This window comes from Gordonia sp. PvP123 (genome assembly GCF_040547295.1).
GTDB lineage: Bacteria > Actinomycetota > Actinomycetes > Mycobacteriales > Mycobacteriaceae > Gordonia > Gordonia terrae.
In genome coordinates this window covers 344,842-358,362 of the sequence record NZ_JBEPPN010000001.1, presented here as the reverse complement: position 1 = coordinate 358,362, position 13,521 = coordinate 344,842, and the positions used below count along the sequence as shown (strand labels likewise).

The 13,521-nt window shown below is 71.0% G+C and carries 12 protein-coding genes; 6 read left to right on the top strand and 6 right to left on the bottom strand.

All coding sequences use genetic code 11. From position 1 onward, the window contains the following. Nucleotides 1-64 precede the first annotated feature (64 nt). A complete protein-coding gene (locus ABIC25_RS01605) occupies nucleotides 65-649 on the top strand; it encodes an Rv2732c family membrane protein (RefSeq protein WP_051987147.1) in 585 nt (194 codons plus the stop codon). Nucleotides 650-727: 78 nt separating this feature from the next. Here the strand turns inward: ABIC25_RS01605 and ABIC25_RS01600 are convergent, their stop codons facing one another. After that, nucleotides 728-2,131 carry a DUF349 domain-containing protein gene (locus ABIC25_RS01600; protein WP_354559654.1) on the bottom strand — a complete coding sequence of 468 codons (1,404 nt, stop codon included), beginning with the start codon at nucleotides 2,129-2,131 and terminating at the stop codon, nucleotides 728-730. A gap of 296 nt (nucleotides 2,132-2,427) precedes the next feature. Here ABIC25_RS01600 and ABIC25_RS01595 point away from each other — a divergent pair, with 296 nt between their 5' ends. The 4 genes from ABIC25_RS01595 (at nucleotide 2,428) to hflX (ending at nucleotide 6,625) form a co-directional block, all read left to right on the top strand. Continuing rightward, the gene (locus ABIC25_RS01595; protein WP_354559652.1) at nucleotides 2,428-3,216 is read left to right on the top strand and encodes a class III extradiol ring-cleavage dioxygenase family protein; all 789 of its coding nucleotides are present in this window, start codon (nucleotides 2,428-2,430) and stop codon (nucleotides 3,214-3,216) included. Further along, nucleotides 3,213-4,148: a tRNA (adenosine(37)-N6)-dimethylallyltransferase MiaA gene (gene miaA, locus ABIC25_RS01590; protein WP_064571744.1), complete on the top strand. Its 936-nt coding sequence runs from the start codon at nucleotides 3,213-3,215 to the stop codon at nucleotides 4,146-4,148. The genes ABIC25_RS01595 and miaA overlap by 4 nt, the downstream gene beginning before the upstream one ends. Before the next feature lie 61 nt (nucleotides 4,149-4,209). Then, complete coding sequence (gene dapF / locus ABIC25_RS01585) at nucleotides 4,210-5,100, top strand: diaminopimelate epimerase (protein ID WP_197505676.1); 891 nt, start codon at nucleotides 4,210-4,212, stop codon at nucleotides 5,098-5,100. Between the two features lie 52 nt (nucleotides 5,101-5,152). Continuing rightward, nucleotides 5,153-6,625: a GTPase HflX gene (gene hflX, locus ABIC25_RS01580; RefSeq protein WP_354559650.1), complete on the top strand. Its 1,473-nt coding sequence runs from the start codon at nucleotides 5,153-5,155 to the stop codon at nucleotides 6,623-6,625. Between the two features lie 20 nt (nucleotides 6,626-6,645). On the opposite strand, the gene ABIC25_RS01575 is transcribed toward hflX, so the two are convergent. The 4 genes from ABIC25_RS01575 to ABIC25_RS01560 all read right to left on the bottom strand — a co-directional run bounded on the left by ABIC25_RS01575 (nucleotide 6,646) and on the right by ABIC25_RS01560 (nucleotide 10,908). Then, nucleotides 6,646-6,906 (bottom strand): HPr family phosphocarrier protein, encoded by a 261-nt coding sequence (locus ABIC25_RS01575; RefSeq protein ID WP_004019388.1) that lies wholly within the window; start codon nucleotides 6,904-6,906, stop codon nucleotides 6,646-6,648. A 110-nt stretch (nucleotides 6,907-7,016) separates the two neighbouring features. Further along, nucleotides 7,017-9,098: a PTS fructose transporter subunit IIABC gene (locus ABIC25_RS01570; protein WP_354559649.1), complete on the bottom strand. Its 2,082-nt coding sequence runs from the start codon at nucleotides 9,096-9,098 to the stop codon at nucleotides 7,017-7,019. A 77-nt stretch (nucleotides 9,099-9,175) separates the two neighbouring features. Continuing rightward, entirely contained in the window at nucleotides 9,176-10,141 is a 966-nt protein-coding gene (gene pfkB, locus ABIC25_RS01565; RefSeq protein WP_354559648.1) for a 1-phosphofructokinase, read from the bottom strand. Continuing rightward, a complete protein-coding gene (locus tag ABIC25_RS01560) occupies nucleotides 10,138-10,908 on the bottom strand; it encodes a DeoR/GlpR family DNA-binding transcription regulator (protein WP_354559850.1) in 771 nt (256 codons plus the stop codon). The genes pfkB and ABIC25_RS01560 overlap by 4 nt, the downstream gene beginning before the upstream one ends. 149 nt (nucleotides 10,909-11,057) lie before the next feature. Here ABIC25_RS01560 and ABIC25_RS01555 point away from each other — a divergent pair, with 149 nt between their 5' ends. Further along, nucleotides 11,058-12,767, top strand: a complete 1,710-nt coding sequence (locus ABIC25_RS01555) for a phosphoenolpyruvate--protein phosphotransferase (protein ID WP_354559646.1) — start codon at nucleotides 11,058-11,060, stop codon at nucleotides 12,765-12,767. Here ABIC25_RS01555 and lexA read toward each other — a convergent pair. Continuing rightward, the gene (gene lexA / locus ABIC25_RS01550) at nucleotides 12,745-13,449 is read right to left on the bottom strand and encodes a transcriptional repressor LexA (RefSeq protein ID WP_239403460.1); all 705 of its coding nucleotides are present in this window, start codon (nucleotides 13,447-13,449) and stop codon (nucleotides 12,745-12,747) included. The two genes, ABIC25_RS01555 and lexA, sit on opposite strands and share 23 nt — an antisense overlap. Between the last annotated feature and the right edge of the window lie 72 nt (nucleotides 13,450-13,521).

Sequence of the window (13,521 nt, the reverse complement as noted above, 5' to 3'; positions counted from 1 at the left end):
GTCCGACCCCGGCAAGTCCGACCCGGGAAAGCCCGACCCCGAGAAGACGGCGTTCGAGAAGTCCGTGACCGAGAAGTCGACGTTCGAGCAGTACGAGCGGGACCTGCGCAAGGCCGAACGCCGGGTCGCCGGCGAGATCGATCCGGGAGCCCGTGCGGTCGTCGTCGCCGTGGCCGTCGTCCTGGCCATGGTGTCGATGGTGCTGCCGCACACCGGTTCGGTGACCGGCCTCGAGGTGCTCACCTTCACACCCGAGGCGGCCGCCGAACGCGTCACGATCGTCTCGCGGATCTTCGTCTATCTGGTGACGATCTTCGGCATCGTCGTCTCGATGCTCGCGCTGCTCACCCGACGCTGGTTCCTGGCCTGGATCGCGTTGTGCGGGTGCGCCATCGCATGCGTCGCCGGGATGCTGGCGTGGTGGTCGCGCAACACCCCGGGAGTCGGTGGCGTCGAGCCGCCGTCGGGCGTCGGCGTCGGGCTCGTACTCGGCTGGATCGCGGTCTTCGTGCTGACGTTCCACTGGTCGCGGGTGGTGTGGGCACGTAGCTCGTACCAGCTCGCCCTCGAGGACGAACGCCGACGCCAGGCCGCCGAGCAGGAGGCCTACGCCTCGGCGCTGTACCACAAGAAGCCGCAGCAGCCCTGACCGCGCAGATCTGACCAGCGAGATCTGACCGCCGACAACTGACCGCCGAACCCCGACCGGGGTCGGCGGTCAGCGGATTCAGCGGTCGGTGACGGCGTTCTCGGCGGCGTCGGCCCACTCGCGCCACTGCGCCGCCTGGTCGCGCAGTTTCGCGGCGTCCCGGTCCTTGCCGCGTTCGGCGGCCTTGCGTGCCTGGTCCTCGAGTTGCGCTGCGCGATCGGCGAATTGCGCCGCCCGCGCCAGCGCCTCGGGATCGGTGCGCTGCCACTGTGCGTCCTCGGCGTCGCGGATGCGCTTCTCCAGTGCCCGCGCCCGGGCCTCGAGGCTGTGCATCTGGTCGCGCGGGACCTTGCCGAGTTCGTCCCACTGGTCGCGGAACGACCGGAACTCGCGCCGGGCGGCGTCGAGGTCGGCAGCCGGGTCGATGGCCTTCTCGGCGGCGTCGAGCAGCGCGATCTTGGCGGTCGCGTTCGCGCTGAACTCGGCGTCGCGCTCCGACGATGCCGCGTTGCGCGCCCCGAAGAACACGTCCTGGGCGGCCTTGAACCGCTGCCACAGCGCCTCGTCGGTGTCACGCGGTGCGCGCCCCGAGGCCTTCCACTCGCCGAGCAGTTCCCGGAACTTCGCCGACGTCGGGCCCCAGTCGGTCGAGCCGGACAGCTCCTCGGCGCGGGCGATCAGCGCCTCTTTGCGTTCTTTCGCTCCGGCGCGCTCGCGGTCGAGTTCGGCGAAGTGCGCACCGCGCCGGCGGTTGAACGCGTCGCGCGCCTTCGCGTAGCGCTTCCACAGCGCGTCGTCGGTCTTGCGGTCGACGCCCTTGATGGACTTCCACTCGTCGAGGATCTCGCGCAACCGGTCGCCCGCGCTCTTCCAGTTGGTCGCGTCGGCGCCGATCTGCTCGGCCTCGGTGGCCAGCACCTCCTTGCGGGCGACCGCCTCGGCGCGGTTCTTCTCGCGCTCGGCGCGGATCGTCTCGGCGACCTCGTCGGCGCTGCCGACGATGGCCTCGAGCCGGCGCTGCAGCGCGGCGACGTCACCGATCACATGCGCGTTGGGCAGTTCGTCGAGCAGATGCTTGGCGGCACCCTGCGCTTTGCGCGGGTCGCCCGACCGGGCGCTGAGTCGTTCCTCGAGGATCTCGACCTCGGTGGCCAGATCGTCGAACCGGCGTCCGAAGTGCGCGAGTCCCTCTTCGACCGTCCCGGCCTGCCACGACGCGATCTCGCGTTCGCCGTCCTCGGTCTTGAGCCACACGACGCCCGCTTCGTCGATCCGGCCGAAGCGGTGCGGATCGGCCGTGACCAGGTGCGTGACGACCGGCTCCGATGCGACGCCCGGCCGCGGTCCGGGTTTGGGGCGCGGGCCGGGTTTGGGCGCGGGTGTCGGTGCGCTCTGGCCTGCCTGCGCCGGCTGGGTGTCGGGTGAAGCGTCGCCCGGGGCGGACGATCCGGTCGCGGGTGCCGATTCGGTCGGGTTGGTCATGTGCACGTGTCCTGCCGCTCAGTGGTGCCGCGCGTCACGGCTGCCGGTCGCTGGAGTCGGCTCCCGCCGGGCATCCGATGCCCGCGATCGCCGAGAAGTACCGTTCCATTCAAGCAGTTCAGGCCCGTCGATGTGGCGTCCGTGCCGAGTTGGTGGGTCGTGGGCCGGATGTCCCGGCGCCGGGAGCGGAGCGAGCGGGCCGAATGTCCCGGCGCCGGGAGCGGAGCGAGCGGGCCGAATGTCCGGGCGCCGGGAGTGGGGCGAGCGGGCGCTTTGTTGTCGACTAGCGTCGTGGTGTGCTTGCGGCCCTCGTCTTCGTTCCGAGTGCTCCTCTGCTCGTTCCCGAACTGGCCGGACCGGCCGCCTCCGACACCGAACCGGTGCGTCGGGCGGTGCTCGACGCGGTGGCGGCGGTGCGCGACAACGGCATCGACCGGTGGGTGGCTCTCGGCGCCGCCGACGCGCCGACCGCGGGTCCGGTGTGCGAGCCGGTCCGGGGGACCTTCGCGCGGTTCGGCGTCGACGTCCCGGTCGCGACAGACACGGTGACCCCGATGATCACGGGGGACACGGGGGATACGGGGGATACGGCCCCCGACGGTGCGTCGCGTCGGATGAGTCTGTCGATTCTCATCGCCGGCTGGCTTGCGGAGCGGATGGCGCTCGGACCCCTGCAGGTGTGCAGTGTCGGTTCGACGACGCCGCCCGCGGAGTGCGTGGCCCTCGGTGCCGGATTGTCCGCGCGGCTCGACGAGGGGACGGAGTGGGTCGGTGTCCTCGTGGTGGGGGACGGGTCGACCGCGCTCACCGACAAGGCCCCGGGCGGGGGTCGTCGGGAGTCGGCGGTGGCGCTCAACGACACGGTCGTCGCAGCGCTCGGTGCGGCGGATACCGCGGCGCTGGCGGCACTCGATCAGCAGCAGTGCGATGTCGAGGGTGTCGGCGGCCGGGTCGCGTGGCAGGTTTCGGCCGGCCTCGTCGGCGACCGTTCGGTCCGGGCCGCACTCGACTTCGCCGACGCGCCCTTCGGGGTGGGGTATGCGGTCGCGACGTGGACCGTCGACCGCGGCGGACGTGTTCAGTGAGCGAGGCATCCCTCCCGTCGGCTCCCACCCCGATCGCTGTCGTCGGGCCGACTGCCTGCGGCAAATCCGACCTCGCCCTCGACCTGGCCGAACGGCTCGGCGGGGAGATCGTGAACATCGACGCCATGCAGCAGTACCGGGGCATGGACGTCGGAACGGCCAAGCTCCCGCCCGGCGAGCGCCGCGGCATCCCGCACCATCAGCTCGATGTGCTCGACGTGACCGAGGTGGCGACCGTCGCGCGTTATCAACAGGCCGCGCGGGCCGACGTCGACCGGTTGCGCGCCGCGGGCCGGGTCCCGGTGATCGTCGGCGGATCGATGATGTATGTCCAGGGACTCCTCGACGACTGGCAGTTCCCGGCCACCGATCCCGACGTCCGGCGGCGCTACGAGGACATGCTCGACGAGCGCGGGGTGGGCGCGATGCACCGGTTGCTCGCGTCGGTCGACCCGGCCGCGGCGGCGACCATCCTCGCCACCGACGGCCGCCGCATCGTGCGAGCGCTGGAGGTGGTCGAGTTGACCGGTGCGCCGTTCGCCGCGTCACAGCCGACGATAGGCGAGCCGCGGTGGGGCACGATCATCCTCGCCCTCGACCGGGACACCGAGGAACTCGACGACCGCATCCGACGGCGCACGAGTGCGATGTTCGAGCAGGGTCTCGTCGACGAGGTGGAGGAGCTCTGTGCCCGTGGCCTGCGGGACGGGCGCACGGCCTCGCAGGCGATCGGCTACAAGCAGGTGCTCGCCGCCCTCGACGGCGAGTACGACCTCGCGCAGGCCGAGGAACTGACGTTCATCGGGACCCGGCGGTACGTCCGGCGGCAGCGGTCGTGGTTTCGGCGCGATCATCGGGCCGTGTGGCTCGACGCCGCCGCACCCGACCTCCTCGACCGAGCGCTGCGTGTCGTCGCCGGCGACGCCCCGTAGGCTGTTCTCCGTGACTTCCGCCCCGCAGAGCAGTGCGAACGACGGCCTGGCCCCACCGGGTGTGCAATTCGGCGGCCTGCCTTTCGTCAAGGGGCACGGGACCCAGAACGACTTCGTGGTCCTCGCCGACCCGAGGGCCGAGCTGTCCCTCGACGCCGAGATGGTCGCGGCGCTCTGCGATCGCCAGCGGGGGATCGGTGCCGACGGGCTGTTGCGCGTCGCGCGGGCGGGGGCACTGGTGTCCGGTGGTGTCCTGGACGCGCTGCCCGACGGGGTGTCCGCCGACGACTGGTTCATGGACTACCGCAACGGCGACGGCTCGGTCGCCGAGATGTGCGGCAACGGCGTCCGGGTGTTCGCGCACTTCGTACGCGCGTCGGGCCTCGTCGACACCGACACGTTCCCCGTCGGTTCCCGGGCGGGCGCGCGAGGCGTCACCATCCACTCCTTCGACGCGGTACACGCCGAGGTCACCGTGGAGATGGGCGTGGCACGGCTGGACGGATCGTCGGTGGTCCGCATCGGCGACGACATCTACCCGGGCGCGATGGTCGACGTGGGCAACCCCCACCTGGCGTGCGTCGTCGCGGACATGACCGCCGACGATCTCGCCGCCATCGACTTCGGGGCCGGCGTGACGATCGAGGCCGACGACTTCCCGCACGGCGCCAACGTCGAGCTCCTCACGCCTCCTGTCGACGGACCCGACGGCGGGCTGACCGCGCGGATGCGGGTCTTCGAGCGGGGTGTCGGGGAGACGCGCAGCTGTGGGACCGGCCTGGTCGCGGCCGCGCGCGCCGCGCTGGACGCCCGCGGAACGGACGCGGGGGAGCTGCGTATCGGTATCCCGGGCGGAGAGGTCACGGTGACGATCCGTCCCGACGGATCGACCCTGCGCGGGCCGTCGATGCTCGTCGCCGACGGGGTGCTCCGGCCCGGCTGGCAGCGCTGAGCTCGATATTCGCGTGCTCGCATCCTGGCGGACGTGAGACCATGGATCTCGTATGACCGAATCACGAGAAGACATCATGTCCGCAGCCGATCTCGGTGTCCGGGACACCGCAGGTCCCACCAGTGGGGACCCGATTGGCGCGGACCCCACCACCGGCGAACTCCAGCTCTCCGAGCGTGCATCTCTGCAACGCGTCGCGGGACTCTCCACCGAACTCACCGACGTCACCGAGGTCGAGTACCGGCAGCTCCGACTGGAACGCGTGGTCCTGGTCGGCGTGTGGACCGAGGGCAGCGCGGCTGCGGCCAAGGCCAACATGACCGAGCTGGCCGCGCTCGCCGAGACGGCCGGATCCCAGATCCTCGACGCGGTGATCCAGCGTCGCTCCAAACCGGATCCCGCCACCTACATCGGCAGCGGCAAGGCCGAGGAACTCCGCGAGATCGTCCTCGCGACCGGCGCCGACACCGTCGTCTGTGACGGTGAGCTCACCCCCGCCCAGCTGAACGCGCTGGAGAAGGTGGTGAAGGTGAAGGTCATCGACCGCACCGCCCTGATCCTCGACATCTTCGCCCAGCACGCGACCTCGCGGGAGGGCAAGGCGCAGGTCTCCCTCGCGCAGATGGAGTACATGCTCCCGCGACTTCGCGGTTGGGGTGAATCGATGTCCCGGCAGGCCGGTGGCCGGGCGGGCAGCAACGGCGGCGTGGGTCTTCGCGGTCCGGGTGAGACCAAGATCGAGACCGACCGTCGCCGGATCCGGGAGCGAATGGCCAAGCTGCGCCGCGAGATCCGTGGGATGAAGAAGGCGCGGACGACGAAACGCGCTGCGCGCAAGAGTGGTTCGATCCCGACGATCACCGTCGCCGGGTACACCAACGCCGGCAAATCCAGTCTGGTCAACGCGATGACCGGTGCCGGGGTGCTCGTGCAGGACGCCTTGTTCGCGACCCTCGATCCCACCACCAGGCGTGCCACGCTCGACGACGGGCGCGCGGTCGTGTTCACCGACACCGTCGGGTTCGTCCGCCATCTGCCGACCCAACTCGTCGAGGCATTCCGGTCCACGCTCGAGGAGGTCGTCGACGCCGACCTGTTGCTCCATGTCGTCGACGGCGCGGATGCCTTTCCGATGGAACAGATCTCGGCCGTCCGTCAGGTCATCAACGACATCGTCGCCGAGGAGGGCGTTTCCGCGCCGCCAGAGTTGCTGGTGATCAACAAGATCGACGCCATCGACGGCAACCGCCTCACCGAGTTGCGCGGTGCGCTCGGTGCGGATGCGGTCTTCATCTCCGCCCGGACCGGCGAGGGACTGCCCGAACTGTTCGGGCGTGTTCGCGAGTTCGTCGGTCGCGAGGACGTGGAGATGACCATCGAGGTGCCGTTCGACCGGGGCGACGTCGTCTCTCGGGTCCACAGCGAGGGTGAGGTCATCTCCTCGGAGCACACCGAGGCCGGCACGACGATGAAGGTCCGCGTCCCGGCCGCGTTCGCGGGCGAGATCGCGGACCTCCGGATCTGAGCGGGTTCGCTGCGTACGGACTAATCCGCGTCGAGATCCTTCTCGACGAGATCGACGATGGTGTCGAGCGCGGCCTGGTCGTCGGCCGTGACCACCACCCGGGTCCCCTTCTCGGCCCCCAGCGTCATGATCATCAGCGCCGATCCCGCGTCGACCGGATCGCCGCCCTCGAGACCCAGCGTCACGGGGCTGCCGGTCTCGGCGACCGCCTCGGCGATGATCGTGGCGGGTCGGGCGTGCAGTCCGACGGCGGAGCCGACGGTGGCGGTGGTGCTGGGCATGGGAACTCCTTCGAGTGGGTTGGGATGTCGGGTGTGGTCGGTCGTCGTGCGATTCGGTGCCGGGGTCTGACCCGGATGTCGGGTGGTCGGGTGGTCGCGTCGTCGAGGCGTCAGGCGGCGACCGCCTCGAGTTCGTCGAACGCGACGGCGTCGCGACTGCGATGGACCTGCTTGGCCGCGATCACCAGGACGGCGGACAAGACGGTACCGGCGACGAGTGCGACGAGGAAGAGCACCCAGTTGTTCATCGCGAAGAAGACGAAGATGCCGCCGTGCGGAGCACGGAGTTCGACGCCGAACGCCATGATCAGTGCGCCGCTGAGCGCGCCGCCGGCCATCATCGAGGGGATGACGCGGAAGGGATCGACCGCCGCGAACGGGATGGCGCCCTCGGAGATGAACGACGCGCCGAGAAGCCATGCGGCCTTGCCGTTCTCGCGCTCCGGCTCGGTGAACAGGCCGGGGCGCAGGACGGTGGCGAGTGCGAGCGCCAGCGGCGGGACCATGCCGGCGCACATCACGGCCGCCATGATCTGGTACTGCGCGGTGCCTGCGGTCGCGGCGTCGGCGATCCCGGCGGTGGCGAACAGGTAGGCGGTCTTGTTGACCGGCCCGCCGAGGTCGAAGCACATCATCAGACCGAGCACGATCCCGAGGGCGATGGCCGATCCGCCGGACATGCTCTCCAGGCCGCTGTTCATCTGCTCGGTCAGCCAGGCGAGCGGCTTGCCGAGCACCATGTAGAGCAACCCGCCGACGATCATGCTGCCGAACAACGGGATGACCACGACCGGCATGAGGCCGCGCGCCCACTGGGGCACCGGGGTCCGCGCGATCCACAGGCACACCACACCGGCGATGAGGCCGCCGATCAACGCGCCGATGAAGCTGGCGCCCACCGCGAGCGAGACGATGCCGGCCACGAAACCGGGTGCGATACCGGGTCGGTCGGCGATCGCGAACGAGATGTAGCCGGCGAGCACCGGGACCGCGAGTCCCATCACCCCCGAGCCGATCGCGAAGCTCACCGCACCCAGGTACTGCAGGAGTCCACCGGACGGCAGGTCCCACAGACTGTTGTTCAGGGCGATGAACGCGCCGTCGCTGAGGGTGCCGCCGTCGTCGAGGGTCGTGTTGGCGACCTCGTAACCGGCGAGGAGGAAGCCGAGTGCGATGAGCAGTCCGCCGGCGGCGACGAACGGGATCATGTAGCTGACACCGGTCATCAGGGCCTGGCGCGTGCGGCCCGCGAGGCCCACGCCCGACGTTGCGGTGTCGGCGGACTCGGCATCGGCCCCATCGCCGGTGACGCGCGCCGCGTTCGGGTTGCGCCCCGCGGCCACCGCCTCGGCGATCATCGCGTCGGGTTCGTTGATCGCCCGTTTCACCCCGGATGCGATGACGGGTTTGCCGCTGAACCGGTTGCGACCCTTCACCCCGACGTCGGTGGCGAAGATGACGGCATCGGCCGAGGCGATCACCTCCGGGTCGAAAGCGGTGGTGGCCGAGGACCCCTGGGTCTCCACCGCGAACTCGACACCGGCCCGCTCGGCTGCGTACTTGAGCGCATCGGCGGCCATGTAGGTGTGGGCGATCCCGGTGGGGCACGCGGTGATCGCCACGATGCGCGGCTTCGAGTCCGCGGTCTGGGCCGGATCGGTCGGGGCCGGGTCCTTCTGGGCCGGTGCGCTCTCGGACTTCGCGGTCGACACCGCTGCAGCTGCGGGCGCGGGGGGTGCGGGGTTGATGGCCTCGTCGACCAGTTCGATCACTCGCTCCTCGTTCTCCGCCGCGCGGAGCGAGGCCACGAAGTCGGGCCGGACGAGTGAGCGGGCCAGGGAGCTGAGGAGTTTCATGTGCGCGCTGGCGCCCCCCTCGGGGGCGGCGATGAGGAAGACCAGGTCGGCCGGCCCGTCCGGCGCGCCGAAGTCGACCTTCCGGGACAGCCGCGCCATGGCGAGACTGGCCGTGGTCACCGACGCGGTCCGGGCGTGCGGGATGGCGATGCCGCCGGGAAGCCCGGTGGCGGACTTGGCCTCCCGGTCCAGCGCGGCCCGCGCGAGATCGGCGGGATCGGTGGTCCGGCCGGCCGCGGCGAGCGCGTCGGCCAGCGTGGTGATGACGGCGGCGGGATCGCCGCCGGCGTCGACGTCGAGACTCACCGTCTGGGCGGTGATGATCTGCTCGGTCATGGGATGTCCTTCGGTGACAGGGGGTACGGGGTCAACGGGTGGTACTGGATGTGCGGTGCGGGTCCGTGAAGGTGGCGTCAGCTCATGCGGGCGGCTCCCGACAGTTCGGTCACCCGGACGCCGGGGAGGTCGAGATGGTCGGGAGTCGGGGCCTGGGTGCCCGCTAACGAGGCGGCCGCGGCGCCGTAGGCCACCGCCGACCGGAGGCAGTCCGCGGGCGAGGCCCCCGTGCTCTGGGCGATGAGGAAGCCGGCGAGCGAGGAGTCGCCGGCGCCGACGGTGCTGCGCGGCACGATCGGCGGGGGTGTCGCCGACCAGACGCCCGATGCGGTGACCAGGACGGCGCCGGCTGCTCCGAGTGTGGCCAGGACGTTGCCGCCGATCTGTTCCGCGATCGTGGTCGCGGCCTCGACCACGGGTTCGAGGTCGTTGCGCGACAGGGCTTCCCGCAGCGTGGCCGGGTCGGCGCCGGTCAGTTCGGCGAGTTCGTCCTCGTTGGGTTTGATCAGGTCGACGCGACCGGCAACGGTCGCCCGGAGCGGGGCGCCGGAGGTGTCCACCGCGACGCGGCACCCGGCCAGGACCAGGTCGTCGGCGATCGCGCGGTACCAGTTGTCGGGTACGCCGGGCGGGAGGGAGCCGCAGAGGGTGACCCACTGGGCGGAGTCGGCGTGCGCCCGGATGAGTTCGACGAGCGCATCGCGATCCCGCGCGGTCAGCGCGACACCCGGAGCGTTGATCTTGGTGGTCGTGCCGTCCGACTCGGCGATCGTGATGTTGGAGCGGACCTCGCCGTCGACGGGCACCGCGTCGTAGGGGAGTCCGAGTTCGTCGAGTGCGGTACACAGCGGGTCGCCCGTCCGCGCGGGGAGCAGGGCTCGGGTGGACAGGCCGGCGGCCGCGACCACGCGGGCCACGTTGACGCCCTTGCCGCCGGGTTCGGTGCGGACCGTACCGGCGCGCTGCACCTCGCCGCGTGCCAGCGGTGCGCCGAGCTCGAGGGTGCGGTCGAGGCTGGGGTTCGCGGTGACGGTGACGATCATGCGATCACGACCTCGACGCCGCGCGCGGACAGTGCCGCCGAGAAGGCCGGGTCTATCCCGGAGTCGGTGATGAGGACGTCGACGTCGTCGATCCCGGCGAAGGAGGAGAGGTCTTCGCGATCCATCTTCGAGCTGTCGGCGAGGACCACGACGCGTTGCGCGGCTGAGACCATCGCCGCTTTCACCGCCGCCTCGTCGGGATCGGGAGTCGACAGCCCATGGGACTCGCTCAGACCGTTGGTGCCGAGGAACGCGGTGGTGACCCGCAGTCGGCGGAGCGCGTCCACCGTCTCGACGCCCACCGTGGCCTGGGTGAGACCACGGACGCGTCCGCCGAGCGCATGGAGCCCGTCGGGGTGGGTGCCGGCCAGCAGGCCGGCGATGGGCAGGCTGTTGGTGAACAGGGTGAGCCTCCGATCGGGCGCGGTCGCCTCGGCGGCGCGGTAGGTCGTGGTGCCGGCGTCGAAGAGCACGGAACCGCCGTCCGGCGGCAGGAAACGGATCGCCGCCCGGCCGATCGCCGTCTTCTGTTCGATCTGGCTCGACTCGCGCTCGTCGATGCCGAGCTCGCCCAGGGCGCGCATGACCTCGGCGCGCACGGCACCGCCGTGGACCCGCTGCAGATGTCCGGCACGCTCCAGGACGGCGAGGTCTCGACGGACGGTCTCGCTCGTGACGTCGAACTTCTCGGCGAGCGCAGCCACCGACGCCCGCCCCGCGACGCGCACCTCGTCGACGATCGCCTGTTGTCTCTCCTCGGCGTACACACCGCTCCGATCTCCGGTTCCGACCACCCCGCTTGTTGAGGCGTGTGGGATTGCATGTTGTAGTAATTGTGTTTACGCCTGTTTGTGTTGACAAGTCAAGCACTTTTTGTAACGGTGGTCACATCGGTAGTCGAGTGAGAGGCAAGACGATGGCGCAGATCCTGACAGGGACCCCGGTGGTCGGCGGACTGGCCCACGGTCCCGCGCTGTGGCCGGGCGAGCGACCCGATCACTCGCCGGAGAAGCTCGGCGTCGGCGTGGAGATCGCCGAGGAGCGTCGTGCCGACGAGGTGACACGCTTCGCCACGGCGGCCGGCGCCGTCGCCTCGCGACTGCGTACGCGCGCCTCCCAGAACACCGGGGTGACCGCGGAGGTGCTCGCGGCGACCGCGGGACTCGCCGAGGACCGGGGGTGGATCGGGGCCGCGAGCGCGCTCATCACCAAGGGCGCCACGGCCGAGGCCGCTGCCGTCGCCGCGACCGATCAGTTCGCGGCGGTGTTCACCAAACTCGGCGGGTTGATGGCCGAGCGGGTCACCGATCTGAACGATGTTCGCGACCGCGTGCTCGCCGAACTGCTCGGTCTACCCGAACCGGGCGTGCCGACACCGCAGGTGCCCTCGGTGCTGCTCGCCGACGACCTCGCGCCCGCCGACACCGCCGGCCTCGACCCGACGACCACGATCGCGCTCGTCACCCGGCTGGGTGGGCCGACCAGCCACACCGCGATCATCGCCCGGCAACTGGGGATCCCGTGTGTGGTGGCCGTGGCCGATCTCGCCGAGATCGCACCCGGCACAACCATTCTCGTCGATGGGACGACCGGCCGGGTCGAGGTGGAGCCCGATGCGCAGACGGCGCGGGCGCGAGTCGAGGAGGATCGTCGGCACGCCGAGCTCGTCGCCGGGTGGACGGGTCCGGGGCAGACCGCCGACGGCATCGCCGTCTCGGTGCTCGCCAATGTCGCCGACGGATCGTCGGCGCGGGCCGCCGCCGGGCATCCGGTCGAGGGCGTCGGACTCTTCCGCACCGAACTCGCCTTCCTCGAACGCGCCGACGAACCATCGGTCGACGAGCAGGCGGCGATCTACCGCGAGGTACTCGATGCCTTCGACGGCCAGAAGGTGGTGATCCGTACCCTCGACGCCGGCTCGGACAAGCCCTTGAGGTTCGTGACCCACCCAGACGAATCCAATCCCGCGCTCGGTGTCCGTGGGGATCGAATCGCCCTGGCGCATCCCGAGATCCGAGCCCACCAGCTCGACGCGATCGCGCACGCCGCGTCGGGTTCCGACGTCGCGCCGTGGGTCATGGCGCCGATGATCGCCTCGCCGTCCGAGGCGCGCGCCTTCGCCGCGGAGGTCCGCGGCCGGGGCCTGGTCGCCGGGGTCATGATCGAGGTGCCCGCGGCCGCCATCCTGGCCGAGGCCGTGCTCGCCGAGGTGGACTTCGTGTCGATCGGCACCAACGATCTGACGCAGTACACGATGGCGGCCGATCGGATGTCGGCCGATCTCGCCGGATTGACCGATCCGTGGCAGCCCGCGGTGCTCAGCCTGATCGCGGGTGTCGCCGCAGCGGGTGTCCGCCAGGGCAAGCCGGTCGGGGTGTGCGGTGAGGCGGCTGCCGATCCGAATCTCGCCTGCGTGCTCGTCGGTCTCGGGGTGACCTCGCTGTCCAGCGCGCCGGCCGCGGCCGCCGCGGTGGGGGCTCGGCTCGGCGAGGTGACCGCGCAGGACTGCCGCGCCGCCGCCGACGCCGCGCTGGCCACGTCCGACCCCGCCGCGGCGCGAGAAGCTGCCGCGGCGGTGCTCGACCGTTCGGTCGGGGGAGAGGTCAGACTCGCCGCATCACGGTGACGACCTTGCCGAGGATCACGGCGTCGTTGCCCGGGATGGGATCGAACAGCTCGTTGTGCGGCATCAGCCACACATTGGCGCCTTGACGCTTGAAGGTCTTCACGGTGGCCTCGCCGTCGATCATCGCTGCGACGATGTCGCCGTTGTCGGCGACGTTCTGCTGCCGCACGACGACCCAGTCGCCGTCGCAGATGGCGGCGTCGATCATCGACTCGCCCACGACGCGCAGCAAGAAGAGCGAGCCCTCGCCGACCAGCTCGCGAGGAAGCGGGAACACGTCCTCGACCGCCTCCTCGGCCAGGATCGGGCCACCGGCCGCGATCCGGCCGAGGACCGGCACGAAGGTCGGCTCGGGCAGCCGGCCGGCCGGCGGGGTCTCCGGCGACGGCGATTCGCTCGGCGCGATGTTGACCGCACGCGGCCGGTTCGCATCCCGCTTGAGCAGACCCTTGCGCTCGAGGGTCCGTAGCTGGTGGGCGACCGACGATGTCGAGGCCAGGCCGACCTCGTCGCCGATCTCGCGGATGCTCGGCGGGTAACCGCGCTCGCGTACCGAGCGGCGGATGACTTCCAGGACCCCGAGCTGGCGCGGGGTGAGTGAGGCCTCGGCGGCGGCGACGTCGATGGGGGCCTCGTCGTCGGCTCCCCGCGCTCGGCCGCGCCTATCGCCGGTGTCACTCATGTTCGGTTCCTCTCGTCTTCGGAACGTGCTGGTAGATGGCCCGTGGGGATGTTCAGCCGCGTCCGAGCCTAG